25 protein-coding genes and 1 pseudogene are annotated in these 25,565 nt (G+C 59.8%); 13 read left to right on the top strand and 13 right to left on the bottom strand.

The genetic code is table 11. From position 1 onward, the window contains the following. Positions 1 to 63: 63 nt before the first annotated feature. The 6 genes and pseudogenes from B0G81_RS44780 to B0G81_RS24435 all read right to left on the bottom strand — a co-directional run. Positions 64 to 372 (bottom strand): annotated as a pseudogene (locus B0G81_RS44780) (delta(1)-pyrroline-2-carboxylate reductase family protein); the annotation flags it as partial. A 213-nt stretch (positions 373 to 585) separates the two neighbouring features. After that, positions 586 to 1,209: an RNA 2'-phosphotransferase gene (locus B0G81_RS24455; protein ID WP_134138562.1), complete on the bottom strand. Its 624-nt coding sequence runs from the start codon at positions 1,207 to 1,209 to the stop codon at positions 586 to 588. A gap of 82 nt (positions 1,210 to 1,291) precedes the next feature. Then, positions 1,292 to 1,675, bottom strand: coding sequence for a hypothetical protein (locus B0G81_RS44775; RefSeq protein ID WP_243856575.1), 384 nt, complete (start codon positions 1,673 to 1,675; stop codon positions 1,292 to 1,294). 53 nt (positions 1,676 to 1,728) lie between these two features. Further along, positions 1,729 to 2,265, bottom strand: coding sequence for a hypothetical protein (locus B0G81_RS24445; RefSeq protein WP_134138561.1), 537 nt, complete (start codon positions 2,263 to 2,265; stop codon positions 1,729 to 1,731). 104 nt (positions 2,266 to 2,369) lie between these two features. After that, positions 2,370 to 2,636, bottom strand: coding sequence for a BPSL0761 family protein (locus B0G81_RS45620; protein WP_134138560.1), 267 nt, complete (start codon positions 2,634 to 2,636; stop codon positions 2,370 to 2,372). 439 nt (positions 2,637 to 3,075) lie between these two features. Then, entirely contained in the window at positions 3,076 to 3,591 is a 516-nt protein-coding gene (locus B0G81_RS24435) for a DUF6471 domain-containing protein (RefSeq protein ID WP_134138559.1), read from the bottom strand. 871 nt (positions 3,592 to 4,462) lie between these two features. Here B0G81_RS24435 and B0G81_RS24430 point away from each other — a divergent pair. The 5 genes from B0G81_RS24430 to B0G81_RS24400 all read left to right on the top strand — a co-directional run bounded on the left by B0G81_RS24430 (position 4,463) and on the right by B0G81_RS24400 (position 13,110). After that, the gene (locus B0G81_RS24430; RefSeq protein WP_134138558.1) at positions 4,463 to 5,782 is read left to right on the top strand and encodes a hypothetical protein; all 1,320 of its coding nucleotides are present in this window, start codon (positions 4,463 to 4,465) and stop codon (positions 5,780 to 5,782) included. Positions 5,783 to 7,213: 1,431 nt separating this feature from the next. Then, positions 7,214 to 8,737 carry a TniQ family protein gene (locus B0G81_RS24420; RefSeq protein ID WP_134138556.1) on the top strand — a complete coding sequence of 508 codons (1,524 nt, stop codon included), beginning with the start codon at positions 7,214 to 7,216 and terminating at the stop codon, positions 8,735 to 8,737. After that, positions 8,727 to 9,686, top strand: coding sequence for a TnsA endonuclease N-terminal domain-containing protein (locus tag B0G81_RS24415; RefSeq protein ID WP_134138555.1), 960 nt, complete (start codon positions 8,727 to 8,729; stop codon positions 9,684 to 9,686). Before B0G81_RS24420 ends, B0G81_RS24415 begins: the two co-directional genes overlap by 11 nt. Positions 9,687 to 9,695: 9 nt before the next feature. Next, positions 9,696 to 12,059 (top strand): hypothetical protein, encoded by a 2,364-nt coding sequence (locus B0G81_RS24410; RefSeq protein ID WP_134138554.1) that lies wholly within the window; start codon positions 9,696 to 9,698, stop codon positions 12,057 to 12,059. Between the two features lie 673 nt (positions 12,060 to 12,732). Beyond that, a complete protein-coding gene (locus tag B0G81_RS24400; RefSeq protein WP_116119664.1) occupies positions 12,733 to 13,110 on the top strand; it encodes a response regulator in 378 nt (125 codons plus the stop codon). 4 nt (positions 13,111 to 13,114) lie between these two features. Here B0G81_RS24400 and B0G81_RS24395 read toward each other — a convergent pair whose 3' ends face one another. The 3 genes from B0G81_RS24395 to B0G81_RS24385 form a co-directional block, all read right to left on the bottom strand. Next, positions 13,115 to 13,717, bottom strand: a complete 603-nt coding sequence (locus B0G81_RS24395; RefSeq protein WP_134138553.1) for a hypothetical protein — start codon at positions 13,715 to 13,717, stop codon at positions 13,115 to 13,117. Between the two features lie 59 nt (positions 13,718 to 13,776). Continuing rightward, positions 13,777 to 14,037: a DUF6723 family protein gene (locus B0G81_RS24390; protein ID WP_106286076.1), complete on the bottom strand. Its 261-nt coding sequence runs from the start codon at positions 14,035 to 14,037 to the stop codon at positions 13,777 to 13,779. A 179-nt stretch (positions 14,038 to 14,216) separates the two neighbouring features. After that, complete coding sequence (locus tag B0G81_RS24385; RefSeq protein WP_134138552.1) at positions 14,217 to 14,864, bottom strand: glutathione S-transferase family protein; 648 nt, start codon at positions 14,862 to 14,864, stop codon at positions 14,217 to 14,219. Between the two features lie 114 nt (positions 14,865 to 14,978). Here B0G81_RS24385 and B0G81_RS24380 point away from each other — a divergent pair, with 114 nt between their 5' ends. The 5 genes from B0G81_RS24380 (at position 14,979) to B0G81_RS24355 (ending at position 19,871) form a co-directional block, all read left to right on the top strand. After that, positions 14,979 to 15,962, top strand: coding sequence for a YafY family protein (locus B0G81_RS24380; protein ID WP_243856573.1), 984 nt, complete (start codon positions 14,979 to 14,981; stop codon positions 15,960 to 15,962). A gap of 84 nt (positions 15,963 to 16,046) precedes the next feature. Next, positions 16,047 to 17,231, top strand: a complete 1,185-nt coding sequence (locus B0G81_RS24375; RefSeq protein WP_279590537.1) for a cytochrome c peroxidase — start codon at positions 16,047 to 16,049, stop codon at positions 17,229 to 17,231. A 113-nt stretch (positions 17,232 to 17,344) separates the two neighbouring features. Next, positions 17,345 to 17,998, top strand: coding sequence for a transglycosylase SLT domain-containing protein (locus tag B0G81_RS24370; RefSeq protein WP_134138551.1), 654 nt, complete (start codon positions 17,345 to 17,347; stop codon positions 17,996 to 17,998). A 156-nt stretch (positions 17,999 to 18,154) separates the two neighbouring features. Beyond that, positions 18,155 to 18,841, top strand: a complete 687-nt coding sequence (locus B0G81_RS24365; protein ID WP_134138550.1) for a DUF2242 domain-containing protein — start codon at positions 18,155 to 18,157, stop codon at positions 18,839 to 18,841. A 778-nt stretch (positions 18,842 to 19,619) separates the two neighbouring features. Next, positions 19,620 to 19,871: a hypothetical protein gene (locus tag B0G81_RS24355; RefSeq protein WP_106286061.1), complete on the top strand. Its 252-nt coding sequence runs from the start codon at positions 19,620 to 19,622 to the stop codon at positions 19,869 to 19,871. Between the two features lie 83 nt (positions 19,872 to 19,954). Here the strand turns inward: B0G81_RS24355 and B0G81_RS24350 are convergent, their stop codons facing one another. Next, the gene (locus B0G81_RS24350) at positions 19,955 to 20,887 is read right to left on the bottom strand and encodes a DMT family transporter (RefSeq protein WP_134138549.1); all 933 of its coding nucleotides are present in this window, start codon (positions 20,885 to 20,887) and stop codon (positions 19,955 to 19,957) included. Positions 20,888 to 21,258: 371 nt separating this feature from the next. Between B0G81_RS24350 and B0G81_RS24345 the strand changes: the two genes are divergently transcribed. After that, entirely contained in the window at positions 21,259 to 21,468 is a 210-nt protein-coding gene (locus tag B0G81_RS24345; protein ID WP_106286059.1) for a hypothetical protein, read from the top strand. 154 nt (positions 21,469 to 21,622) lie between these two features. On the opposite strand, the gene B0G81_RS24340 is transcribed toward B0G81_RS24345, so the two are convergent. Together B0G81_RS24340 and B0G81_RS24335 are read right to left on the bottom strand one after the other, a co-directional pair. After that, on the bottom strand, positions 21,623 to 21,901 hold the full coding sequence (locus tag B0G81_RS24340; RefSeq protein WP_134138548.1) for a hypothetical protein: 279 nt from the start codon (positions 21,899 to 21,901) through the stop codon (positions 21,623 to 21,625). A 135-nt stretch (positions 21,902 to 22,036) separates the two neighbouring features. Beyond that, positions 22,037 to 22,792, bottom strand: a complete 756-nt coding sequence (locus B0G81_RS24335) for a Mut7-C RNAse domain-containing protein (protein ID WP_106286057.1) — start codon at positions 22,790 to 22,792, stop codon at positions 22,037 to 22,039. Between the two features lie 94 nt (positions 22,793 to 22,886). On the opposite strand from B0G81_RS24335, the gene B0G81_RS24330 reads away from it, so the two are divergent. Both B0G81_RS24330 and B0G81_RS24325 read left to right on the top strand, forming a co-directional pair. Continuing rightward, a complete protein-coding gene (locus B0G81_RS24330; RefSeq protein WP_134138547.1) occupies positions 22,887 to 23,756 on the top strand; it encodes an NAD(P)-dependent oxidoreductase in 870 nt (289 codons plus the stop codon). A gap of 82 nt (positions 23,757 to 23,838) precedes the next feature. Then, positions 23,839 to 24,474: a LysE family translocator gene (locus B0G81_RS24325; RefSeq protein WP_134138546.1), complete on the top strand. Its 636-nt coding sequence runs from the start codon at positions 23,839 to 23,841 to the stop codon at positions 24,472 to 24,474. 266 nt (positions 24,475 to 24,740) lie between these two features. Here B0G81_RS24325 and B0G81_RS24320 read toward each other — a convergent pair whose 3' ends face one another. Further along, positions 24,741 to 25,565, bottom strand: coding sequence for an OmpW family outer membrane protein (locus B0G81_RS24320; RefSeq protein ID WP_134138545.1), 825 nt, complete (start codon positions 25,563 to 25,565; stop codon positions 24,741 to 24,743).

The raw sequence follows: 25,565 nt of genomic DNA, 5'->3' as shown, positions 1-25,565 counted from the left end.
GTTTGCGTCGGTGAAATCTGTGGATGTTCTGCTTTTACTCGCCGTACCAAACCAGCGAGCAATTTAAATCAACGTCACTGACACGTCCGCGTCGACCTGGCAGATGTTTGAGTCGAGCGCTGAACGTGCCACACGGCATGCGGCCAGGTCCCAGGCAGCACAGCCAACACTCTTGAACAGAATAGGCGCACCCGGCTTCAGCTCGCCAGCCAGCGCTTTGGCTAGGGGAGAAACTGAGGCCCAATCAACCCTGGCCTGGATAAGGTCGCCGGCTTCATGCTGTGCACCGACGGGGTCGTCTACGACCACGCAGCTTGCGTCGACGGTTTCCTTGCCGATTTCCGCTGCGTCTGCCGTGAAAGCGCCGACCCCGACGACCGCGTCTCAGGATAGGCCTAACGCTGTGAATCGGTCCGGGAGAAGCAATCGCATGCACTAACGCATCGGGCAGGCGATATTCAGACGGCTCATGCTCGCGATGATTCGAGTGCGTCACCGCCGGCTAGCGGACAGCTTGGACGTGATTTGATGTTGCTGGTCGTCCCAAGATGCGTAACTTCGGCCCGAACGGGCGAGAACGCAACTTCATGAGCTCGCCCCGCGTTCGTCCGGCGTCCACTTTGACAGGTATGCCGTCGGCACAGCCGGGGTAAGCCAAACTCCGTTATCCGACCGCGAGAAAGCGTACCCGTCAGCGTGCATCCGCGCTGCGTTCACGACTAACACCAGTGGTTGGCCGTGGCGAGCACCTACGCGCGTCGCTGTGTCGACGTCCGTGCTCAGATGGACAGCGTGCCGGGTCCGCGGCGTCAATCCATCCGCAGCAATACTCTCCCAGTTGCTCCAGGCGGTGCCGTGATAAAGAACAGCCGGCGGTTCCATATCGGCATATCCAAGGTCCACGCCTATCGAGTGACCCTGCGCCGCTCGTATCCGCAGGCCGTCCGGAGATAGCGAAAAGCGCTGTTTGTCGTTTGTGGTCACGACCGCGAGGATGACGTCTCGCGTGATTGCCGGCAATGTCCTCAGTCGCTTTGACGCACCCGCCTTACGTGCGGTACGTTCTATTGCGCGTATCAGCTCATCAATAGATACCCAGCCTTGGCCGTCGAGACGGATACCGACTATCTCGGGTTCGTGGCGCAGAATCTTCGAGAGAAGTCTGCTAACCGCGACGTGGTCAGTTGGAAGACGCGAATCGGCTTTCATGTTTATAGAGGTTACACGCCTGCGGTGGCACCCAGAATGTACAGCCGAGCTAGCTCACAGCTGCCGCGGCGTTCTGTTCGTTTCAATCCAGTTTCTGCCGCGCGGCCCGCAACTGTTCAAGCTCTTTACCGAGTGCGTCTATTTGCGCTTGCATGCCGCCCGCTTGCCTCAAGAGCTCTCCGACTTGATACCAGTAGGCATAGCCCAAGTCGCCATCCTCTAGGCCCAATTCGTGAAGCTTGCGAAGCGCAATCTCAAGGTCAATATGGTTGTCCGAGTTCATCTCTTTTTCCGCTGATTTTGAAGCGTCGTGGTCGCGCTGCGTCGCAGGCTTGCGCCTAAACAAAACCCCTTCGTTCACGTATCGCGTTTTGATGCGCAGCACGACCAAGCTCAGCACGAACCCGACTGCCGGCACGACCAGAAGTGCGGGGTTATTGAGGGCGAAGTCCCAGATTGCTTCCATCGCAAATATTGGTGATAGAGACCTACTGTAGTCTATTGCCAACCACGAATTCCTCACTGCTCGGCGAATTCCGCGGCAACGCGCAACACTTGCTTCCTGTCGCCATAAAAGAGTGCTTGCAACGGTGTCAGGTCATCCAGCGCACCAACGGGCGTTGTGAAAAAAGTCCACTTGCTCCAGCCTTTCAAATCACCAAGCGTTCGCACAACTTTCGCTAGGTCCTTTCGGCGAATTTCTTCAACTAGGAAGAAGGCCGGGAAATACGGTTCATCTTCGATGTCGACACTGAAGATGCGCTGAGCAGCGACTTCTTTACTGACCCTTTGGGGGGTGAGCCCGATGGCTGCACAGAAATGAGACTTGTGTAGTAGTTTTGCATTGGCAACTAGGCGTGCCGGCGTCGACTCCCGCTTGGTTGAACCAAGCTCCTTCCGCCGTTGCGCGCTTTCTTCACGAATCGAACGTTGTTCTATGTTCAACACTGTGGCTAGCCCCGCAACTCTCACAAGCGCGCGTTTGAACCGGCGCCCGAGTTCGGCATCCGGAATTTCGAGAAGCGCGCGAGCTCCCACAGGGTCGAACAGGGTCACTGCGACCGCGGCGCTCCGCAAAAGCTCTAATACGTGGGCATCAGGGGACGAGGGTTCACTCGTTGAGTTCTTTTGACGGCGCGGCATAGGGATTCTCACTCAAGCTATTCATCAGTGCGTGTTGGGAATAGCGGAACCACGCGGGTGCACGCCGCAAGTTCTCTGGGGCACTCGGCAGTCGGATGCGCCCAGACTTCTGGTAGCGTGGACGCTGACGCGTCCAACTCGACATTCAATGGGTAATGCTTTAGCAGACCTATCGCGACTGATTGCACTAGACCGCGAATCGTGACTTCTTCTGCATTGCTCAGCATTTGCAGAAAAATCCGCGCATCGACTACAGCCTTCGTACGTTCCACTGGCGTTGTCATGTCTTTCTCTCCAAGTGCGCACCGGTCGAGGCATGGGTGCTTACAAGTAACTCCGACTAGGGCGCACCAAACGTTCAAGCGTGTATCGGCCATCCGCTGGGCACCTTCAGAACAGACGGTGACTCGCATCGAAGCCCCGGAGAACGTACTGACTGCGGAATCGGTACGCCAGTTGGAGTCGAAGCCCGACAAACTGGCCGCGTGCTGACGTCGGCAATGACACTCTCCGAGTGCAAGTGCCCGACATTCGACTCCACTCCAACTGATAGGAATACGACCAGAGCGGCAGCCTCTGAGACCTCGACTTAGCCAAACCGCTTGACGCGAACCGGCGCGGCCGGGAGGCGACCGGGGAGCGTCAAAAAAAGAGATTCAAATGCGTCCGTTTTTATTTTAGGAAAAAAAATCGGGATGGCAAGAAAATGGTTGTGCGACGCTCCTACGAGCGTTCAGAAGCGGCGGAGCGGCCGACCGCAATCAGGTCGCGGTAATCAATGTAGAGGTCAAGGCTCGAGCTGCCGAGCGCGAGAATGCTCTGGAGGAACTCAGGCAGGGAGATGTTGCCTTGGTCGATGTGCGAGGCCAGCGTCTTCTCGCTCAGACTGGCGCCGAGTTGCACCATGCGCTGTGCTAGGTTATCGACCGACACGGTGGGATGTCGAGATAGTTCAGCTTCGAGAACCGCTGTGGCACGGGCCTGCCAGCTATCGGACCGGGAAAAAGCATCGAGCCAAAGTTGGGGTATCACGGAGTGCGTGACATGCAGAATCTGAAGCAACATGGACAGTTTCACTCGCCCACGCGTCACGCGAAGCGCAAGTGACCGCTCGCTCTCACTGACATCCACGGCCCGTAGCGCCGTTGCGAGTTCGGCATATCCCATCCCCTTTCGCGCCAGAATGACGCGCACTACTCGCGCGGCCATATCCGCCCAACAGGTGTCGACGTGGCTCACAAGGCTCCTTGCAATCGTGCGATGCCGGACTAAACTAAACTGAAGTAAAAGTCACCAACTTCACGTCGCATTGAGCTGCATCAGACCGGCGCGTGGCGGAAAAAGAAAGGTGACTCCGAGCGATTGTACTGTGCCCTGGCTCTCCAATAAGAACGGGAATACGAGCGAGCTGAGCAGAAGGCCAAGGAGGTGTTGGGCATCGACAAAAGCAGGTGCCGGCACGAAGGAGGGGAGGAGCAGCAGGAGAAGCGGGAAGTAAGAGTTGGCGTTCAGACGCTACAGGCGTGCGCCAACGCGCACAAAAGTTGCTGTGCGAAGTCCCTGAGGGTACAATGACGGGCTAATTTACCGTCTAATGGGCCATTTGTCAAGCGGAGTTCCTGACCAAGCGCCACAGGCGTGGGGCACATTTCGTAGCCAAGGAAATGGGGCGACATCATTTTTAAGGACTTGGAGGTCTTAGCGCTGTTTCAAAGTAACAAATAAAAACGGGGCGAAGAGAGTTCGAGTCTCTTCGCCCCGCTTCCGGTGGACCCAAAAAGAGCCCTCCGCAACTTCGTGCGCGCGTAATCTCTCACATTGGGTTCGTGTTGTCAACCCCTGCCTGCTCGCTTTGCAGGCTCAGGGGGCGTTCACTCGCCCTTTTTTTGTGTGGGAACCGTATGCACACACCCTTCAACGGTAGTGCGGTCGGCGCACGCCTGGCGCCATCCAAGCCACTGCCTTTTCCTGGCAAACTCCATTGCAACCTGACGAGCAGCGAAGCCAGAGACGTTCCGCTAGCTGTCGCGTCTGTCGAGCGGTCTAGTCTGGGCCTCGCTCCGCTGCCGACTCAACAGCATCAAGGCGAAGTCGCGCGGAGCCCGGCGTGATGGCGACCTTAGACGGAATTGTCGACGAAGTTCTCGACCCGGCTCCGCTCAATGGCCGCAAGCACAATCCGGCTCTCGACTACACGCCACTGTGGCGAAGCCGTTTCGACGCCTTGAAGCAGTTGACCTTCGACCCGGTGCGAAGGAAGTCTGGTTTGATGGAATCCGACGGGTTCCCAAACTTTCCGACGGACGACCAGGTCCGCCTATTCTATGAGCTCGTCACGAACATCACCCATAGCAGGCTTGAACGTAATCCCGCTGACCCTTTGTTCCAGTCCCGGCTCTACGACGCGGCTAGCTTCATCGCGGACTCGGAAGACGTGCACGGGCGTCGGTTCAATTCGCCAGTCGTCTCCGTTCCGACATCAGGTGCGCGAGGCATCTGGGTATCAATACCCGCTGGGCATGGGGAGCAGGCGGTGGTCAGCGCGATACAGCGCTGCATCGGAACAAGTGCTCACCGGTTCTACGCCGACTCTCCCGCTGGTGGGCGGTTCGACATAAGCATCGTCAAGTCGCTAACCGTCCCATTTCCCGCGACCGGTTCGCCTCGTACCTTCGTCGATACGTTTTTGAAGCAAATGGATACTGCGGTGTCAGATGGTTCCTCCACGTATCGGACGGGCCCGTTTCGCCGGGACAACGACGAAGTTGCAAACGCCATGAGCAGCCTTGCGATTCAGCACAACCTCGGTGCGCTTCTTGTTCCCAACCTGACTCGAAAAGCCGTCAAGGGAGAGGCCGGAGGCGTGCTGCTTGGCATGCTTGCGCGGTTCACGGAGCTGTCCGGTATCCCCGTTGTTTGTTTCGCGACCACGGCGGCTACCACCGCCTCCGACGCTCACGGAAAGGCGGTCCATGCTCTGCGGAGGGTTCCCGTTTCTATCCTTGCGCTTCAACTTGAAGATGACCAATGGTTCTTTCTCGCTGACTACCTCTGGGAGAATTACTTTCGGTTCAGGTTTTCCCATCCCATGCCCGACTGGTTTCTCAAAGAGCTCTGGCGACACACCCAGGGCTTGATTGAACCGGCAACGAAGCTCGCCGCGTATGCCTACAGCATTGGTGAAATTACGCGCGAGAGCGAACTTAATGAAAGCCTGCTCGAAGCATATGCGCACTCCGCTCTCGAGCTCGATGTCGGGATGCTGACTTCGTTGCGGTTCCTCGCAAATGGCCTGGTCCAGTCCCGTAATCTCGGCTTCAGGTCTGACTACGCGGACTCGTTTCCTCTTCAGGACAACCAGATGAATGCTCCGCTGTTCTATGGGGAAACTATTTCAACAGCCCTCGAACTTTTGGAGAGCAAGCCGTGACGCGCTTGATGCTATTCCCCGCGGTGCCCCGTGAGAGCGCCACCAGCATAGCTGCGATGGTCGCGCAAACAACTGCGTCGAAGGAGGCGAAGGAAATCAGTCGGGTTGGCAATCGACGAGGCCTGCTTCTGTACAGCACTCTTCCATGTCGCGTTCAGCAGTTCTGTGGCATCACCGAGAACGCATATGGTGAGCCCATGGACGTACTTGCCAAGCACACTTTGCTGGTGTACGGCACCTGCGGGATGTCGCAGGAGATGGCTGCGACAGCGACGCGCAACATTGCTTTTGGCGTCGCATTCCGGACTATGTTTCCCAAGCTGCGGCCAGGAGTCGAGTCAGGAAACCGGTTTGGACTGCAATGTCCCGAGTGCGCGCTTGCACTGGCGGGAGGCCGGTCTCGCCGCGCATCCCTCTGTGCTCATTGCATTCCGTATGTGACGCGTTGTCCTTGGCATGGCTGCCGCCTGGTCTGCGACCAGGAGTGCAGCACACTTGAGATGCTCATGTCGAAGACCGGTGACTTCGCGCGTGCCTCCAATTCGCTTCGATATGCCCAGCTTGCGTGTGTGGCGAGTGAAATCATGCCGTGCGAGCGAATCTGGCCGAAGACTTTCAGCATATTGCGTGAAAAGGGGTATGTCACTCAGTACGGGAACCTTCGGACGAAGCGCCTTCACACCGACCTTCGAAAGCTGTTCTCCTCCGGCTTTGAGGACGAAAGGCTCTCGCATCTCGTCACTGACACAGCGGCAGTCGACCTGTGCATCCGAGCTGCTCAACGAACCGACCGCGCGGCACCTGCACCAGTTCTCGTGCTCATGTATCACATGGCGTGCGATGTCGACCCGATTGTGAGGCGACCCCCGCCGCGCGCTGCTGAGTCTGCGAAATCCGAGGTGGACAACGAGCGGCGTGACAGCTCGCGAGCGCAGTGGACCGCTCATATGAGTCGGCACCCAGAGATGACTCGAACCGAACTGCGCAATTCCATGCCGGCGTTGTGGCACTGGTTGCATCGTCACGACGACGCTTGGCTCCGCGCTAACCAGTTTGCAGCTCGTCGAGCTGGCGGTCCGCGGTCACGGCAGGAGCTACCTATCTTCGTAACCCGCGCAATCTCAGACAGTACCGTCGACCGCCGCGCGCGTAGTGGTGGACGCGAACCGCTTCCGTCGGCCTATCAATTTCGACTCGCATACGGCATGGGCGACTATCTCTTTGAACGCGTCACTGCTAACTCGGCAGCTGTCGGGAAAGCTGCTCAACTGCCTGGTAGCAAAGAGGTGTTCATTCATCATCGAGTGACGCGTGCACTGAAGGAACTCACGCGACTTGCGAAGCCACTAGACATCGCGACCGTCGCACGCGCGGCACGACTCCGCATCACGACGGTGCGGGCCATCATCTGCAATAACGATTTCGAGTTTCATGCGAGAGATAGAACTACATCGACCAGGTCTCGGCCTGTCCATTGCCAAGGACGAACTGTTCCCACTGTATCTCCGACGACTCAGGGTAGTTGCCAATCACAGCCTGTCAACCAGCAGAACGTGGATGCTTCCGAGCCGAATGGGGCCAGTGATAAACCTGCTGGAACGAAACGTCGGAACAGTTGAAGAGGTAGTCAAACACAACATGTTGATTCCCCTCGCATCCCGATTCATTCCTCTCGAGGATACGGAAAGCATCGTGTCTCATTTCATTGAGGGGCCCAAAAACGGACTGGCGTCCAAGGTCGGAATGGCCGGCCAAGCCTCAGGCTGGTCAAAACATCGCCTTCTCCGGTGCCCCAAATGTTTGAAAGAAGACATTGGCAGTTGTGGAAAACCATTCTGGCGCCGAGACCATTTGCTACCGGGCATCCTGTTTTGTGGGAAGCACAGAATGCCGCTTCACGTTCCCTGCGACATATGCGCTGACTATGCAAGATTTCCTGACCGCACGCTGCATGCAGGGCACCATTGCGGCTGCGGCCTAAAGCCGTTGCCAGAAGCCACTCTACTTTCCGACGCGCAGTCGGAGGTTGAAATTGAGCTTGCACGAGTCGCTTCACGGTTGTTGAACCCGGAGTACCTCCCGCAGCTTGACTTTCGCGCCGTGGCCAAAGAAACAAACAGCGCGGCCACCGAACTTGGATTAATTGAAGACGGAGAGCTTCGCTACTCGATGACGAAGGAGTTCTTGTTGGCGTCGCCGTTCAACTCGCTCCTCCGCCGGACGGGCTTCCTTAGCTTCGGAGGAAATGCCTTCGCGCAAATCCTCAAAGGGTACAAATCCCTCCGGCATCCGATTTCGGCTATTGCGACCCTCATTTCTCTCGCGGGGTCGTGGCAAAAAGTTGAGGAGCGGCTATCCGCTCCTCGCGATGCCGGGAAAGACATCGCCAGCGCGAACCACATACTGCAAGTAGTCGGCTCGGCAAGGGTTATTGAACGCTCAGCCAACCGTATCGCTAGCGACCTAAACCGGTACAAGATGCTATGCGCTGCACATCCGGGACTGACCCATACTCAATTGAAGAGGCGCTTCAGTAATTCAGCGCAACGGTATCTGACCGTACGGCGGCTGATTGCAGCAGGAATCGACGTGGCAGCCAGGGCGAAGGAAGCACAAATTGCTGTCGACGCGCGCATGGTTGATGAGGTCATCAGCCATATCAAGCAGCGATTGTTGCATCTCCGGGATGCAGGGTATCCGAGACAAATTACCCCGATTGCGCTCATGGAAACTTTCCGACGGCCCAGATTGTTCGCGCAGCGAGCGATGCAGACAAGACTAAGTCGAGCTTACGAGACGTTGCAGCGGCACGCCGAAAGCGTTCCTGCCTGGCGTGAACGCGTAAAGGCGACAGCTGCCATGGCTGAGGAGCACGGCGAAAGAGTGAAGCGTTCGCCCATGACGACTCAAACCAACAAAAGTACAGATGACCAGGAGTGTGAATATGAAACTTGATTCAGTCTATACGAGCTACGGAAATCGAAACTCCAGGCTGAAGTCAGTGCTCGGCACCGCCGCGTCGGAATGGCACGACCCGGACTTTGAGTACGACGAGGGTGTTGAACCACCTGTTGTAGCCGAGAAGAAGTTTGGGTTCCGTATCTTCGATTTGAAGCCACCGTATCCGGCACTGTCGTCAATCACCCTTCCGAAGCGCGACGCGTTCGGCTGGCCGCATGGTGAAGCGTACACACCGTTGCTTAAGGCTCGGACTCCATCGATGAGTACTCGGGCGGTGATGCCAGGATTTAAGTTGGAGCGACTGCATCAGGCGCTGTCGACGGCCGAACTGCGCGTGTTGACGAAGCTCGCGTTCCATCCGGGCATCCTCGACTTCCGCGAACAGTACGGCATTGCCGACGAGAAAGCATTCTGGCGAGCTGAGTTGAATGACACACGCATGCAACGCTCGAAGCTCATGACCATCGACGTCATTGTGACCTACTTCTGCCCGCGCGAACTAAAGCTGAAGTATCACGGAATCTCCATCAAGGCTCGGGGATACGTCCCTGACGAGAAGGAGTTGAGGCGCGAGGAGCGCGAGCGTAAGGCTATGGAAGAACGGGGCTGGACGTGGGAGCTAATCGTTGGTGATGAGGTTTCGATGGTCGAGTTCGGTAACCTCCAACTCCTCTTTGGTTTCGCCGCCCACCATGACATCCCGTCACTTTATAGCGTTGCAGAGAGCTTCGCGAAGGTCGTCATCCGGTGCAGCAATCGAGGCAGCGTCGATGCGGTGCTACTACGCGTGGCACGGAACACCGGCATTAGTCTCGATGATGCATACATCAGATTCAGCGCCGCAGTCGCATACGGCTTTCTCGCCCTCGACCATCGGTATGACTTTCGACCGGCGAACCGCCTTGAGCTCGTTCGAACCAGTCGTCGCTCGGCACCGGCCTGATTATCAGCCATGCCCACACGAACTGAGCAAAGCGATGATGTCGTGTCGCTATCTGAGCTTAAACCACGGGTTGCCGATGCTGCCACGCTCCGACGCCTACAGTTGCCACAAGAAGACTGGCCCAAAGGCATGGGCCGCTTTGATATGTTTGCGCGGTTGCGCGATGGGGATGTGCGATACCGGGCGATGTGCTGGAATCCAGTCGAAAGGCAGCTTCATGTCCTGAAGCTCGTCGCGAAGGGGGCGCCTCAAGGCCCCGGAGAGTGGAGCATCTGGTCGGCGGACGCGCCCGATTCTCCACTGAGAGACATCAAGCGCCTGGTCGCGGATGGTGTTCCGGAGTACATGAGGCTGCCGCTGGACCACCTTCCCCAAAAATTTCAGAAGGCCCGCAATGGATTTGCGCGGCGTCGCTTGATTCTCGAGGCCTTCTGCATGCTTGACGCTGGCGGTCGCGGTAATCCAGATGACTACGTGTTCAACGACCTGATTGTCACCGACCACCGCGCTCGCAAGGAGGCACTTGAGTTTGTCATCTCTGCCATGGGTGAGCATCGAGGCTACGCGGCTCAGATAAAAAAGCTGTTTCATCAGCACTGCCATTTCAGTGGTCACGAGAATTCAATGCTCGCGCAACATGCCGCGAAGGGAGTGACTGGCAAGCGGCCGAACCTTGTGAATAAGCCTGGAGCGCTGACTCACGCCGAAAAGCAGGACAAGCTAAGGAGCACGGCGACGGGCACGCCTAGACGGCTCAAACGCCTTCCCGTGAGCGAACATGAAAAGGAAACGAAATTTCTCGACGTGCTCCGGCGTTATTGGGTCAAGAAAAAATGGCCGCTCTCCAAGACATATAAGCGGTTGTGTGAGGAGCACTACGCAGATGTCAGACACGAGCTCTATCCGACCTATGACACTTTCCGCAGAATCTCGAATGACGAGTTGATTCCAAACTTCAATCTGCGCGCAGAACGGAACGGACACGTGGTTCATAACGCTAATTTTGCCACTTTGTCTGGTACGGCGACCGACTACACACAAGGCAAGATTGAAACCGTCGACATCGACGGATGGACGCCGAAGGTCGGCATACGGGCGAAGGTTAAGCGCAAGTGGAGGAAGATTTACGCTCGAGTCCTGTTCGCTGTCGCACGTAACTCTCGAGCGGTCATCGGCATCGAGATTGTCCTGACTGGTGAAGATGCGATTGCTTACCGCAGGTGCGTCGCCTCCTGCTTCATGGATAAGTCCAAAATTGCCGAACGTCTTGGACTTCAGGCGCCCGACGGGTTGGTACACGGAAACATCGATAGTGTTTTCTTCGACAACGGCGCCGGCCCATCTGGAGTAAACGCGGTGGTCGTGTGTAAGCAGATGAGACTCGGGCTTGCAATTTCTCCCCCGGCGAGTGGGCAATCGAAGGGCTGCGTGGAGAGCCTCAATGGGTGCATGCAGAACGCGTTGCTGGATTTGGAGGCGGCCTATACACGCAAGAACGACCCGCTCAACAGGGAACTGCGTAGGAAAAAGCTTCTGGCTCGCGGAACGTCGCTGGGACGTTTCATTTATGCAGTTTACGAAGCCGCGGCGATGCACAATCTCACCGCATACCGGCCGCAGCTTCGTAGCCACGAGGACTTCATCGATGGCGCGGAAAGCTCGCCGAAGGAGCTCTTCGTATCTCAACAGGAACAGCGCAGAGGGGACGCGAGAAAGAAATGGTCGGAGAAAGAGCTCCTGGCCAGATTTATCGCTTGGGAGCCGCGCACCGTGGTGAACGGGCGTGTGCTTTTCGAAGGGATTCGCTACAAGTCGCCACAACTGACTGCTTGGGCTGAAGAGCAAACTAAGTACGGCCGGTCACTGGACGTCTTCGTGAAGCGATTCACCACAGACCCTCTTCACCTCCTTTGGAAGCGCCCGGACAGCGAGGAAGTGGAACAATTGTTGGTTATTCGTGAGGACCTGGACCGGCTTCAGAACATCACTTGGCAGGAGGCGTCACTAACCAAACAAGCGGACGCGATGCTCAAGCTCGAAAGCGACCAGAACAAGCGGAAAGCCGATAATAAGCTGACCGTCGGACAGCACAACGGCGTTGCCGATGCGGTGCGTCACCGCGCAACAAACGGGGACATACACGACCTCGCGGGCACCTCCGCCACCAACGCAAAAGCAACCGCGATAATCCAGAATAATCGCCGCTGGGACGAGATGGAGGCTGCAGCGTTCGGGCTCGAAAAGCGAAACATTGTGCCGGTCCCTCCGGTACCGTCCGCAGGAGCAAAGCCTATGAACGCGGAGTATGCTGCATGGTTACAAGCTAGGAAGACCGCCAGGAATGAAAGCAAGCGCGAAGCAGAGGAGCGGTAACTGCGTCAGGCGGCAGCGCACCACGGCGAGCAAGGCAGCCTGGCATCGACCCGGCGCACAGAGCACGGAGAAATTTCGCGTCTTCCCGGAAAGGCTTATTTGGCGCGCGTAACCGCTTCTAATCCGTATGTGCGGAAAATTCATTCACTGCGCGCTTTCGGCTGCTCGCCGCGACAATAGAAGGGGCTACGCTATAGGTACCGCGATGATTGTTCAGCGAATTTTCTGCCGGCAGGCCCCGAGAGGTTGTGTAACGATTTCTAATCCAGATTGCCAGGTTGTTGTTAGCATGTTATCGAAGCGCTTCTACCTCACGGGTAGAAGCGCTTCGCGCTTTACGGCATCTTATTCGTTGCCGACGGCCTTTGAGCCCACGCATATAAGTGCAATCGCTCAAGGAGCCCGACTTAGGTTCTTCTGCCGCCGTCAATTTGAGCGGATACGACGATAAGTCCACCGAGTTCATCGCCATACGTCGCAACATTCCCTTCTTGCAAGAAATGAGCGGTCAACGCGCAAAGAGCCGCATCCACTTCATCGATCGATCTTAGCGAAGCTGTTTCACTCAGTATCTTTTACTGCATTCGAGATGATTGAGGTGAGCCTGAACGACCGTGTGAACTTTGGCCGCCATCGAGTTGCCAAACGAATATGGCGACTCGGACGAATACGTATGGCAAGCGTACTGCTGGTAGACGATGACGAGGAGGCATTGGCCGCATGGAGCGCCATTTGTGCCGGTGATGGATTTGAAGTAAGGTGCGCCGGCGACGGCCGGTCGGCCTTGGCCATGTTCATTGAAGCCCCGGTCGATATCGTGGTCGCGGATTGGCGGATGCCGGTCATGTCGGGCAGCGAGTTCTGCCATCGGTTGCGAACACTTCCCGGATTAGCAGACTTCGCTTTCATTCTGGTTTCCGGAGAGCCTAGTCCACCCGCTTTCGTCAGCTACGACGGGTTCCTGCGTAAGCCGGTAGAGGGGCCGATTTTACTGGCCACGATGCATCGGTTGCTCGCCGACCACGTTACGCATCGGCAACGGCAGCGATAGGTCGCTACTCCCTCACCAGTTCCACCGCCGCCGCCGAAACGAATTCCGCGCGCACGCTATCGCCGACTTTCAACCCATCGAGCGAAAGACCCTTCGCGGCCCTGAGCACCTGCTGATGCTTCGGGCCACGCAGCGTCACCATGCGGCTCTTGCGATCGATCTTCATCACCGTCGCGACAACCGTTACGCTATGCGCCGACGACGCATACCCTGCCGACGCCGGTATTGCCGCGGTCGTCTCCACGCGCTCGCGCACACCTTGGGTCGCGAGCCTGTCGATGTTCAGCAGCAGCGCTTGCTGATAAGCAACGTTGAGCTTGTCGCCGACCTTAAGCCGGCCGACATCGGCCAGGGAAGGATTGACGTCGACGTCGGCGAGATTGCCGCGCGGACCACGCAGCGTGACGCTATTCGTGGCGGTATTGATGGCAACGACGCGAACCTGTGCGTGAATCACCTCGGCGCGTCCGAGCGCCTGCTGTCCGGCGGGAACGCTCGCGTCCTGCGCGAAACTGGATTGACAGAGCATGGCGGCGAGCACGCTCACGAGAGAGGCCGCCCGCCACACGACTGCGGCCGATGATCCGACTTTGCGCGCACAGATCATTTGCTGCTCCCGAAGTGATCACTGCCAACGGCCAACCCGACACCGGCCACGCACTCCCGCTACAACTCCGGCCGCGCCAGATCGCTGGTGACAATATGTTCGCCATACACCTGCGCCGCCGCGACGGCTTCGAGCTTGGTCGCGTACGGCCCGAGTTCGGGCGCGCCGTCGAACGGAAACAGCACGCGGCCGTCGGTGGTTCGAACCACTTTCAACACGCCGAAGAAACGCCGGTAGCCGGCCAGCTTCGACGTGGCAGAAATTTCAAAGTCGTCTTCCGATGTCGCGGGGACGCTGGGAATGAATGCGGTCTTGCTCATACCTGAAAACATCTCTTGTTCGATGGGCCGGCAGCGGCACGAAACGCCAAGCCTACACCCGGTTGTCCGGGCAGGATATTCGCCGGCGGCCTTCATTGTCTCAAAGCCGGGCGGATTCGACCGGCGAGCCGGCTAGCGCACCGGCCGACGGTTGGCGGCGAAGCCGCCCGCGAGTCCGGTCAGGCGTCTTTGACTGCCGCCGCATGCTCGGCCGCCAGCGCCGCGTCCCGCTCGCTCACGCGCACGAAACTCGGCCGCGAGCAGATGCGCTCGACATACTCGAGCAGGACCGGCGTTTCGGGCACCAGCTTGAACATCATCCCCCAATGCAAGGCGATGCCCCACAAGATATCCGCCGCCGACATCGTGTCCCCGAGCAGATAGGGCGCGGCTTGCAACTGGCTCGTCACCGTTCCGATCATCGAGTCGAAATCGCCGTAGGGCGACGTGGCGGGCGGGGCCGGGTCGCGCTTCATCGCCTTGTCGACTAGCGCTGGTTCGTAGCACGCCGCGTAGTACACCAGCCAGCGCAGATACGGTCCGCGCGACGGATCGTCGAGCGCCGGCGTGAGTCCGGCTTCAGGAAACAGATCGGCCAGATAGATGAAGATGGCGACCTGTTCGGTGATCAACGCGTCGCCGTGAAGAATCGCCGGCACTTTACCGAGCGGATTGATGGCGAGATAGGGCGCTTTACGCTGCTCGCCGGCTTTCATGTTCAGTACCTTCAACTGGTAAGGCGCACCAAGCTCTTCGAGCAGCGTGAGCGCGCTGACGGAGCGGCATTGCGGCGAGTGGAACAGTGTGATCGTGCGATCCTTGGTCATGGTTTGAGCTTTCCCGAATGAGCGTGGTGGACGAAAAAACCGGGCTTGAGGGCCCGACAAGGCGCCGGAGATGCGTTCATCCTAAGCGTCCATACCTGTCAGTTTGTGTCAGGTATGGCTACACTTGTCCGCATGAGAGCGAGCCGCCTTCTTTCCATCCTGATGACGCTGCAGGCGCGTGGCCGGGTCACCGCGCAGTTCCTCGCCGATGAATGCGCGGTGTCGTTGCGCACCATCTATCGCGACATCGACGCCCTTAGCGCCGCGGGCGTCCCCGTGCATAGCGAGCGCGGAGCGGAAGGCGGCTACCGCCTGCTCGACGGCTACCGCACGCGGCTGAACGGCCTGTCCTCGCAGGAAGCGGAGTCGCTGTTTCTCGGCGGCCTGCCCGGCCCAATGCAGGCGCTCGGCCTGGGTGCGGTGATGGCCGGTGCGCAGACCAAGTTGCTGGCCGCTCTGCCCGTCGAATTGCGCTCGACCGCGGAGCGCATGCGTTCGCGTTTTCATCTCGACGCCCCGGCGTGGTTTTCGGACGCGGACGAGCCCGCCCATCTGCCGTCGATCGCGCGTGCGGTGTGGGAGCAGCATCCGCTGGAGATTCGCTATCAGAGCTGGAAAGCCGAGATGTTTCGCCGGATCGAACCGCTCGGCATCGTGCTGAAAAGCGGCGCGTGGTACGTGGTCGGGCGCGTCGGGCAAGATGTGCGCATCTACCGCATTTCGCGCATTCTCGAATTGAACCTGCTGGACGAGACGTTCGAGCGGCCGCCCACGTTCGATCTTGCCGCTTACTGGCAGGACAGCACGCAGCGTCTCTCCGAAGAAATGCACGCGAGCGAAGCGACGCTGCGTCTGTCGCCTTGGGGCATGCGGATGCTCGACGTTTTCACGTCGCCGTTCGCGCGTTCGGCGGCGGTCATCGGCGAGCCGGATCCCACCGATGGTTGGCGCACCGTGACGCTGCCCGTCGGTTCGGTGAGGCAGGCATGCGCGGAGTTGCTGCGCTTCGGCACCGAGGCAGAGGTGCTGGCGCCGCCGGAGTTGCGCGCGCAGATGTCGGAGGTTGCGGCGGCGCTGCATCGCCGTTACGCGCAATGACGGCGTGACGGCATCCTTCGCACACGCGTCATACGGCGCGTGAGATGGCCGGCATACGGCAACAATGCGACTGCGTTCACGCTGCTGCCCGTTGCCGCGGTCGCTGCCGCCGCAGCCGACACGAAGCCTGTCTATAGCGATGCCGCCGCGCTCGGCAAGCTGATCTTCTTCGATGCCACGTTGTCCGCCTCGGGCAAGATGTCGTGCGCGAGCTGCCATAGCCCGTCGCATGCGTATGGGCCGCCCAACGGGCTCGCGGCGCAGTTGGGTGGGGCGGACATGCACTCGCAAGGCACGCGCGCTGTGCCGAGCCTGCGCTACGTGTTGAACCGTACGCCGATGTGGAGCCACGCGCAGGCTGCGAGCCTCTCCGAGCGTCTGAGCGAAATGGACAATGCGCCGGTGGGCGGTTTCGGTTGGGATGGGCGCTTCAACCGTCTGCACGATCAGGCGAGCTTCCCCCTGTTCAATCCGAACGAGATGGCCAACAAGGATCCGGCGGCCGTGCTCGCGAAACTGGAGCAGGCGCCGTACGCCGCGCGCTTCAAGGAAGTGTTCGGCCAGAACATCTTCGTCGACCGCGCCAAGGCGTTCGCCCAAGCCATGTATGCGATCGAGCGCTTCGAACTCGAGGACCCGAGTTTTCATCCGTACACCAGCAAGTTCGACTACTATCTGGACGGAAAATTGCAACTAACGGCGCAAGAGTTGAGAGGCAAGAAACTGTTCAACAATCCGGCGGGCGGCAATTGCGCTTCCTGCCATATCGATCAGGTGGGCGTCGACGGCTCACATCCGCTGTTCACCGACTTCAATTTCCAGGCGCTCGGCGTGCCGCGCAATCCGGAGTTGCGGGCGAATGCCGATCCGAAGTACTTCGACATGGGCTTGTGCGGTCCGTTGCGAACTGATCAGTCGAGCGACAGCAGCAATTGCGGGCTCTTCAAATCGGTGTCGCTGCGCAATACGGCGACGCGTCAGGTGTTCTTCCACAACGGCCGGTTCCACACGCTGAAGGACGCATTGCGCTTCTACGTGCAGCGCGATACCAGTCCGGCGAAGTGGTATCCAAAAGACTTGCACGGCAAGATCGACAAGTTCAACGACTTGCCCGTCGCGCTGCGCGTGAACGTCGATACGACCGACGAGCCGCTCACACGCAAAGCCGGCGACCGCCCTGTCTGGTCGGAGCGCGATATCGACGACGTCGCCGCTTTCCTGGCGACGCTGAACGACGGCTACGTGCTGAAGCCCAAGCTCTCGCACTGAACCTGAACCATGAAGAGCCGCCCGCAATTCCTAAGACGAATTTTGGTTCTTTCTAGGGCTGATTTAGGGGCAGAGCTATAATGGCCGGATCCCCTTTTTTCCCGTCCACCGTTATGAGCCGGTTACTTTGCCTGATCGTGCTTTCGCTCGGCCTGATGCAGACCGCGGCGGCCGACGAAAACACAGACCGCATGTCCGCGTATCTGACGCAAAAATTCGGTCTGGCAAAGGAAAAGGCTCAAAAGATTTCCGACGCGGTGCAAGCCGCCGCCTCGAAATATTCCCTCCCGCCGGCGCTCCTGCTGGCGATCATATCGATCGAATCCCGCTTCAAGGAAAAGGCCAAGGGCGCCAACGGCGCGACCGGGCTCATGCAGGTCGTGCCTGGCGCGCATCGCGGACTGCTGAGGAACGTCAAGGACCTCACCGAACCGACCGCGAACATCGAAGTGGGCTCGGCGATTCTGTACGGCTACATGCGCTCGGCCAACGGCGACATGAACGCCGCGCTCAAGAGCTACGGCGGATCGCAAGCGTACGCGCAGAAGGTGAGCTTGCGCGTCGAAGACTTTGCGGCGGTCGCCCCGTCGCAAGACGGTGCGCAGCAATCGGACGCGCAGGTCGGAATGTGCGCGGCGCGACCCACGTCTGACCGTTGCGCGGAGCCGGGTAACTGGGCCAACGCGTTTACGGTTCCGGCCGTCAATGCCGCCGGGTTGAACGGCACGGCAACCTCGGCGACTGGACTTCATACGACGTCGCGCTAAGCGACATTCCGTCTCTTTTCATACCGCGGCGTCGCAGCTGCCGCAATGCTCTGTCACGTCCGGAAAAACACCCGTTGCGCGCTTTTTACGCACAGTTCGGAACCGCTCTACAATGCATTCCCATTCGCGCTGACGCAGCGCCTCTTCCGATCGACCATGTTGACCTCGCTTTCCAGAATCACAGCCGCCGCGTGTTTCGGCATGCTGACCCTTGCCGCCTGTAGCAGCACGCCGCAGCCGAAATTCCAGCAGGAATTGTTCGAAACAGGCGCGAGCCCGTATGCGCGCAATTTCAATTCGAGCACGACGGATAGTTGCGAGGCCGCGCGCCGGGCGCTCCTGAGCCAAGGCTATCTGACGACGACGACGCGCAACGACACCGTCGACGGCACCAAGAACTTCCAGCCGACGGGCGACACCCACGTGGTCGTCGAATTTCATGTGGTCTGCACGCCGGGCGAAGAGGCGAGCGACACCAGCATCGTCTACGTCAATGCCGTGCAAAACGGCTTTGCGCTGAAGAAAAGCGATACGTCGGCGAGCGTCGGGCTGAGCGTGCTGGGTTCCCTGTCGCTGCCGATCCGCTCGAACAGCGATGCGATGGTCAAGATTTCCAGCGAGACCATTCCGTCGGGCAAGTTCTACGACCGTTTCTTTGGACTCGTCGATCACTATCTGCAAACGGTGGTGCGCACTCAGCCGGTCGTCAGCAATCGCATCGAGACCCGTCTCCTGCCGGTGCCGGTCGAGACAACTGCGCCGTTGCCCGTTCCCGAGATGCCCGATGCAATCGGCAAGGCGGCTTCCGTGCAACCGGCGAGCGGAGCCGGCGTAGTGCCCTGATTCATCTGCGGAAGTTCGCGGTGTCGAGGCTGGTCAAGATCCGATCAGCCTTCAATCACATCGCGATCCATCACTTATCCTATGTCTTTTACTTCATACGTATACATATGTAGTAATAGTTAACAAGGGTTAACCCCTTCTGTGGATAACTCCTATTTGTTCCGTCGCATCAATGTCATGCGAACTCCATAACCCTGCGGATCACGCCTGTAGAAAAACTACCAAACCGGGATAACTCTGATGGGGCTTGCCTCGCGAGCCGTCTTATCAAGATTCCGCACACAGGCTGTTCCATGCGCTATCCCGAAGTTATTCAGAGGGAAATGTGGATAACTCCCGTTTGAAGTCGTTTTTCCAATAGCTGCCGGGCAAGTTTTTCAACCTGTCCAAGCGCTCGCCAGCGTACAGACCGCCCCTCGCCGCACGCGCACATTGAAGACGGACGGTACAAAGATTGCGTCTCTCTTTTTGCAAGCGCACTGTTGCTATTTAGTCAAAACCATTTCGGCAACGCCCGATCCAGGCATAGAGTTAAAGTGTTTTCTGAGGTTATTGGTGCAGTGCGGGGGTGTGTAATGAAACGCAGAACAGCACGACAGCTTGTCCGTCTTCTGTCGGATATCCGACACGCCACCCATTGCAGCACGTTGCGGGCGGCAGCCACCAACCGGGCCATCGCGCTCGCCTCCTCTGAACACGAAGCTGAGGTCGCCGACACCGACGACAGCACTGACGCCACGCGTGACCCGCATCAGGACAAGCCCGCCCGGAGCAGGTCATGAGAACGGCGAGCGAACGATCGTTGCGGTTCCTGGTCGAGAAATGGCTTGCGCCGGAGCCTTCGGCGCCAGTTCATGTCACCGAATTCAGCCGCACCCGCCTGGGAGGCCGGCGTTATGTGCGCGTCGCGACTTCGCTTCAGGCGGGCTCGCGCGGGCTGTTCTTCTTTCGTCACGACGACGGCTGCTGGTGTGTATTTCCGCCGACCGCCGATACGCCGGCTTTGCTTGCGCATCCACGGGCGGCCTGAGCGCGGCGAGCAAGCCGGCGACACCGACCGCCGGCGCAAATACCTTGTGCGCGTCGCTTTCAATGCGGCGACTGCCGCCATCCTCAAGACGACGCTCCAGGCACACGGTCACGCCCGCGTTGCCACGCCGGCATTACCTGACACACGATCAAACCCGCGAGCATCAGCGCACAGCCGAACAGTGCGCGTGCCGACAGCGTTTCGCCGAGCACGACCCACGCCGCAAGCGCGGCGAACACGCCCTCCATGCTGAAAATCACCGCCGCGTGCGACGGCGCCGCATGCTTTTGCGCGACCACCTGAATCGTATAGGCGACGCCGACCGACAGCGCCCCGCCGTACAGAATGGTCGGCGCGGCGCGAACGATCACCGCGAGGCTGATGGGTTCGATGGCGAGACCGACGACGAGGCATGCGAGCCCGCACGTCACGAACTGAACGAGCGCGAGCATCAGCGTGTCGTGGCGCAGCGCGAAACGTCCGACCAGCATCATCTGAATCGAGATCACGAGCGCGCCCGCGAGCTGATACCAGTCGCCGTACAGCATCGAGAAATGTTCGTTGACGCTCAGAAAATACATGCCCGCGGCCGCGAGCGCCGCACCGAGCCACGTGCCGATTCCCGTGCGATGTCTGAACAGCACGCCGAGAAGCGGCACGATCACTACGTACAGCGAACTGATGAAACCCGCGTTGGCGACCTTCGTGCATTGCAGGCCGATCTGCTGCAATGAAATCGAGGCGGCCAGCACTGCGCCGAGCAGCACGCCCGCGCCGAGTAGCTCACGTGCGCCACCGGGTTCGCGCTCCCACAGTTCAGCGAGTGCCGGGCGCCGCACGCAAACTATCAGCGTGAGCACGACGAGCGCGCCGACCAGGAAGCGCAGGCCGGTGAAGAGAAACGGGCCGATCGCATCGAGACTCAGGCGTTGCGCGACGAACGCGGAACCCCAGATTATCGCGGCGATCAGCATCAGGACATTGGCACGCAGGTGTTGGCGGGTTTCGGCTTTCAACGGTGGTCTTTGTAATTCGGTTGTCGTGACGGGCAGGCGTCGATTTTATCCACGTGCGCGGAAAAGCCCGATATGGGCGCGCACCGCTACATCACGTGTCTGCCGACCCTTTTGGAGAACGCTAGCTTGCCGCGTAACCTCGTTCCAGGCGGTCTAAGTGAATCCCCTGGTACGGGCCGCTTAATGAGTGAAAGCCGGTCGAAAGCAAGCTGTCTCCCGGAAAATACATATCGAGTTTTGGGCATGACAAACCGCCTACACTGGGTAATACTCTCCCGCGGGGAGCGGGAAGGCGCCTCAAGCCCTGTCTGCTTCACCGTGCAGCTTATTCATTCACATTGACTCAGTCGTCCAGGTTTGGGGAACAACACATGAAAAAAGTTATCGTCTCGCTCGCAGCCGCTTCGATCGCGCTGGTTTCTGTTCAAGCTTTCGCACAAGCGTCGGACGCAGCACCGGCTGCTGCAGCAAGCGCGCCGAAGAAGCATCACGTCAAGAAGCTGAACACGCACGGCAAGCGCGCTCCGGTTTCGGCAGCCGCTTCGGCAGCTGGCACGAACGACAAGGGCACGCAAAACTAAGCTGCTGCCCGATTCTTCGGGCCAGCTTCGCCGGTCGATCGCACGGCGCCGCATGCTGGCGAGTGCAGCACGACCGGATGCAGGTGTCGCAAGCAAAAAGGCCAGAGCACGAGCTCTGGCCTTTTTGCATTTGGGGCAGATTTTGTTGCGGCGATTAGCCGGCAAGGCCGCGTTTGATGACTTCGTTCAGCAAACCGGTCATGCCTTCGGGGTGGGTCGCGGCGCGCTCTTTCAGCTCGGTCACCAGATCGCCGTTCAGCTTGCACGCAAACGCGACGAGGCCCTGCGCCTGATCGAGCTTGCGCTGTTCACGGCGATCGGGCTTCGGTTCGGCCGCGGCGGCCTTGCCGAAACGGTCGGCGGTCGACAGTTTCAGTGCGTTGTTCAGCTTGAGCGCCTTGTTCTTTTCAAGGTCGGTTTTTTTCATCGCCATTCGGAAGGCCTCTGCCAGATAAGTAATCCCGCATTGTACGCACCGCGCCGGACCTCGGGCGAGCGCGCGGCGTTCGGGTTCTTCGCGCACGGCTTGGCACGCCTATTCGGAACCGGAATGAACCTCGTTGCACGTTCAAACGGACTGGCCCGGCGCGGCAGCCACGCTGTCCATCAGCGCGCGCATTCTTTGCCAATGCGTGCCTTCCCAGAACACTCGACGGCACACGTCGCAGGTAACGAATTGCGCATGCCGTTCCAGCACGCCGTCGGGCGCACGCGTGCCGACTTCTTCCTTGGGGATGCGCCGCAGCGGCACATTGCACATCAGGCATAGGCGGAACGGCTGCGCGCTACCGGCCAGATCGAGCCGTTCAAACACTTCGCGCAGTTGTTCGCGCGGCCTGAGCGTGCGGACGTAGCAGCCATGCGTGATGCTGCGGCGTTTCAATAACTCGCGGTCGCGTGTCAGGACGATACGCTGCTGCGCGGCGGCGAGCGCCTCGATGTCGGCGTCGGGATAGTGGTTGTCGTACAGCGTGTCGAAGCCGGCGAGCCGCAGAAGCGGCGCGAGGCCGCCCAGATGCGCGTCGGCGATGAACCGCACCACGCGCAGCGGACGTTCGCGCACGCGCAGGAGCGGCTGGATATCGAGCGCTTCAAACTTCGGATAAACGGCTATGCGATCGCCGTCCGCGAGAGGATGATTGAAACCGACCGACTCGCCGTTGACCAGAATCAGTTCGACCTCCGTATGCGGCACGCCGAGCGCTTCGATCATGTGCTTCGCGGTGGCGCCCGGCGCGCAGGCGTAGCTGAACGCGCGCCGGCGCAACGGCCGGGCGAGAAAATCGTTCAGCTCCTCGTAGAAGCGGAATGTCGCGGTCACCATCACCGCAGTATCGCACCGCGTTTCTTTGCGCGCTGTCCTGCACGTGTCGCATGGGTGTGTTTTACTTCCAGTTCTTTAGAAGACGGAGCGACAGATGGACATCGGTTTTATCGGTCTCGGCGAGATGGGCGCCGCGATGGTTGCAAACATGTTGAAAGCCGGGCATCAGGTGCGCGTGTGGAACCGCTCACCGGAGCGCGCGCAGCCGCTCGCCGACGCAGGCGCGCGCGTCGTTGCGACGCCGGCCGAAGCGTTTGCGGGCGACGCCGTGTTCTCCATGCTCGCCGACGATAGCGCCTTGCGCGAGGTCATCACCGCTTCGTTGCTGGAACACGCTCCGCGCGGGCTGATCCACGTGAACATGGCGACGATCTCGGTGGCGCTGGCCGAGGAACTGGCGACGGCGCACGCGTCGCGCGGCGTCAACTACGTCGCCGCGCCGGTGTTGGGCCGGCCCGATGTCGCGGCGGCGGGCAAGCTGACCATCGTGGCGGGCGGACCGGCCGAATCGATCGACCGCGTTCAGCCGATTTTCGATGTGATCGGCCAGAAGACCTGGCGCATCGGTTCGCTGCCGCAGCAGGCGAACGTCATGAAACTCGCCGCCAACTTCATGCTCGGCGCGGCGGTGGAGACGCTGGGCGAAGCGGCTACGCTGGTGACCGGGCACGGCGTCGCCATGCAGGATTTCCTCGACGTCATCACGGCCGGCTTGTTTCCGGGGCCGGTCTATTCCGGCTACGGCAAACTGATCGCAGAGCAGCGCTACGAGCCGGCGCTGTTCAAGGCGCGTCTCGGCCTGAAGGACATTCGTCTCGCGCTGGCCGCTGCCGACGCCGTGACGACGCCGCTGCCGATCGCCAGCGTGGTGCGCGACAGCTTGATCGAAGCCGTGGCTCACGGCGACGGCGAGAAGGATTTCGCGGTGCTGGGCCAGGTCGCCGCGCGGCGAGCCGGGCGCTAAAAGCTAAAAGCAACTGACAGGCGGCAGTGACGGACGCGGGCGGGCATAATAGCCGCCCGTTCCCTTATCCGCCGTGCTTCCCATGAGTCTGCATACCTGGTGGCTATTCGTCGCCACTGTCTTCGTCGTTTCAGCAATTCCCGGTCCGAACATGTTGCTCGTGATGACGCACGGCGCCCAGCACGGCTTGCGCCGTTCCAGCGCGACCATGGCCGGTTGCCTGTCGGCGCTGGTGCTGATGCTGGCGGTGTCGGCGGCGGGTCTCGGCGTTTTCCTCGCAGCGTGGCCAGCCATGTTCAACGCGCTGCGGATGATCGGCGCCGCATACCTCGTGTATCTCGGCATCAAGGCGTGGCGCGCGCCGGCCGACGAAGCCACCGCCGGCACTGCCGACGAACTCGCCGCGAAGCCCGCGCGCTCGCGCTTCGCGCTGTTTCGCAACGGCTTTCTGGTCGCAGGCAGCAATCCCAAGGCGATTTTGTTCGCTGCGGCGCTGCTGCCGCAATTCATCGACGCCGCGCAGCCGAAACTGCCGCAGTTTGGCGTACTCGTCGCCACATTCGCCGTGATCGAGGTGAGCTGGTATCTGGTGTACGCGGGATTCGGCACACGCATCGGCGCGAAATTGAAGAGCCGCAGCGTCGCCCGCATGTTCAATCGGCTGACGGGCGGCGTGTTCGTCGGCTTCGGCGCGATGATGGCGCTGGTGCGCCACTGAGCGCGAGGCGCAGCGCCGCGGAGGCGACGGGACATTTGGCGAGGTGTTGTGTATTTGCAACGTTGAGGGTCTACCCTAATCAGCATGTTGCGCCGCACCAAGCCGTTTGCTATAGTTTGTCTTGTCTCCTCCATGTCTCCTCTGATATGGATTCAGCCCGCCAACTTAGGCGGGCTTTTTTTTGCCTCGAATTTCCAGTTCCCAGAAAGGACCAAGCCGGCTGACCCTTGCGCAGGGCCGCCGGCTTTCTTGCGTCAGGACCGAACTTAGAACTTGTACGAAACGGCGAGGAACGAAATGATCGGGTCGGCCTTCAGTTCCGCTTTCGACACACCCAATTCCGTGCCGTCCGCCGCCTTGATGATGACCGACGAGGTCGTCTTCAGCGGAATATAGGTGACCGATGCCACGAGGCCCCAGTGATCGGTGATGTTGTACGCGAGGCCCGCGTTGAACACCGGCGCCCATGACGACGACGCTTTCGCCGACACCTGCGTCTGCCCCGGCTTGCCCGCGCCGGCAGCCAGCACCGCGCCGAGGTTGTTCTGCGTCGACTGGACAAAGTTCTCGCTCAGCTGAACGTCGGAGAACCAGTTATAGGACACGCCGATGCCGACAAATGGCCGAAAATGCGCCGTCGGGGCATTGAAGTAGTACTGGAACAGCAGCGCCGGGCTCCATTGGCGCACGCTCTTGACGATCGGGTTGGCCTGCGGATCGCCCAGATCCTGCTGGCCGAGCGCGCCGGCCGGTCCCGGCGGTTTGATGGTGCCGTGCCCGTAGATCTTGAAGACCGGCGGCACGCCCGCCACCGTCGTCACGGCGATGTGATCGGTAAGGTAGTGGCTGAACACTAGGCCGACAGTGTCGGCGCTGCTGGTCGACAAACTCGTGCCGGGCGACGTGAAAGAACTCGGCAGACGCAGCGGCGTGTTGATCGGCGTCGGCGCGACGGTGGTGGTGAGCGGCGAGCTCGAATCCTGTGGCATCACGTGAAACCAGCCGAGCACGGCGACGTTGTCGCCCGCATGCTGGGCGTGCGCGCTGGCGGACAGGCAGGCGGCCAGTAACGCGAAATAGATTTTTTTCAT

This window comes from Paraburkholderia sp. BL6665CI2N2 (genome assembly GCF_004366535.1).
Taxonomy (GTDB): domain Bacteria; phylum Pseudomonadota; class Gammaproteobacteria; order Burkholderiales; family Burkholderiaceae; genus Paraburkholderia.
This window is presented reverse-complemented; position numbering and strand designations above follow the sequence as displayed.

Excerpts from the sequence above, each read along its gene's own strand:
- B0G81_RS24340 (WP_134138548.1), bottom strand. The coding sequence starts at position 21,901 with ATGGCGATGAAAAAAACCGACCTTGAAAAGAACAAGGCGCTCAAGCTG.
- B0G81_RS24330 (WP_134138547.1), top strand. The coding sequence starts at position 22,887 with ATGGACATCGGTTTTATCGGTCTCGGCGAGATGGGCGCCGCGATGGTT.
- B0G81_RS24400 (WP_116119664.1), top strand. The coding sequence starts at position 12,733 with ATGGCAAGCGTACTGCTGGTAGACGATGACGAGGAGGCATTGGCCGCA.
- B0G81_RS24335 (WP_106286057.1), bottom strand. The coding sequence starts at position 22,792 with ATGGTGACCGCGACATTCCGCTTCTACGAGGAGCTGAACGATTTTCTC.
- B0G81_RS24345 (WP_106286059.1), top strand. The coding sequence starts at position 21,259 with ATGAAAAAAGTTATCGTCTCGCTCGCAGCCGCTTCGATCGCGCTGGTT.
- B0G81_RS24385 (WP_134138552.1), bottom strand. The coding sequence starts at position 14,864 with ATGACCAAGGATCGCACGATCACACTGTTCCACTCGCCGCAATGCCGC.
- B0G81_RS24320 (WP_134138545.1), bottom strand. The coding sequence starts at position 25,565 with ATGAAAAAAATCTATTTCGCGTTACTGGCCGCCTGCCTGTCCGCCAGC.
- B0G81_RS24395 (WP_134138553.1), bottom strand. The coding sequence starts at position 13,717 with ATGATCTGTGCGCGCAAAGTCGGATCATCGGCCGCAGTCGTGTGGCGG.
- B0G81_RS24420 (WP_134138556.1), top strand. The coding sequence starts at position 7,214 with ATGCGAGAGATAGAACTACATCGACCAGGTCTCGGCCTGTCCATTGCC.
- B0G81_RS45620 (WP_134138560.1), bottom strand. The coding sequence starts at position 2,636 with ATGACAACGCCAGTGGAACGTACGAAGGCTGTAGTCGATGCGCGGATT.
- B0G81_RS24430 (WP_134138558.1), top strand. The coding sequence starts at position 4,463 with ATGGCGACCTTAGACGGAATTGTCGACGAAGTTCTCGACCCGGCTCCG.
- B0G81_RS24390 (WP_106286076.1), bottom strand. The coding sequence starts at position 14,037 with ATGAGCAAGACCGCATTCATTCCCAGCGTCCCCGCGACATCGGAAGAC.
- B0G81_RS44775 (WP_243856575.1), bottom strand. The coding sequence starts at position 1,675 with ATGGAAGCAATCTGGGACTTCGCCCTCAATAACCCCGCACTTCTGGTC.
- B0G81_RS24355 (WP_106286061.1), top strand. The coding sequence starts at position 19,620 with ATGAGAACGGCGAGCGAACGATCGTTGCGGTTCCTGGTCGAGAAATGG.
- B0G81_RS24415 (WP_134138555.1), top strand. The coding sequence starts at position 8,727 with ATGAAACTTGATTCAGTCTATACGAGCTACGGAAATCGAAACTCCAGG.
- B0G81_RS24370 (WP_134138551.1), top strand. The coding sequence starts at position 17,345 with ATGAGCCGGTTACTTTGCCTGATCGTGCTTTCGCTCGGCCTGATGCAG.
- B0G81_RS24380 (WP_243856573.1), top strand. The coding sequence starts at position 14,979 with ATGGCTACACTTGTCCGCATGAGAGCGAGCCGCCTTCTTTCCATCCTG.
- B0G81_RS24455 (WP_134138562.1), bottom strand. The coding sequence starts at position 1,209 with ATGAAAGCCGATTCGCGTCTTCCAACTGACCACGTCGCGGTTAGCAGA.
- B0G81_RS24325 (WP_134138546.1), top strand. The coding sequence starts at position 23,839 with ATGAGTCTGCATACCTGGTGGCTATTCGTCGCCACTGTCTTCGTCGTT.
- B0G81_RS24365 (WP_134138550.1), top strand. The coding sequence starts at position 18,155 with ATGTTGACCTCGCTTTCCAGAATCACAGCCGCCGCGTGTTTCGGCATG.
- B0G81_RS24410 (WP_134138554.1), top strand. The coding sequence starts at position 9,696 with ATGCCCACACGAACTGAGCAAAGCGATGATGTCGTGTCGCTATCTGAG.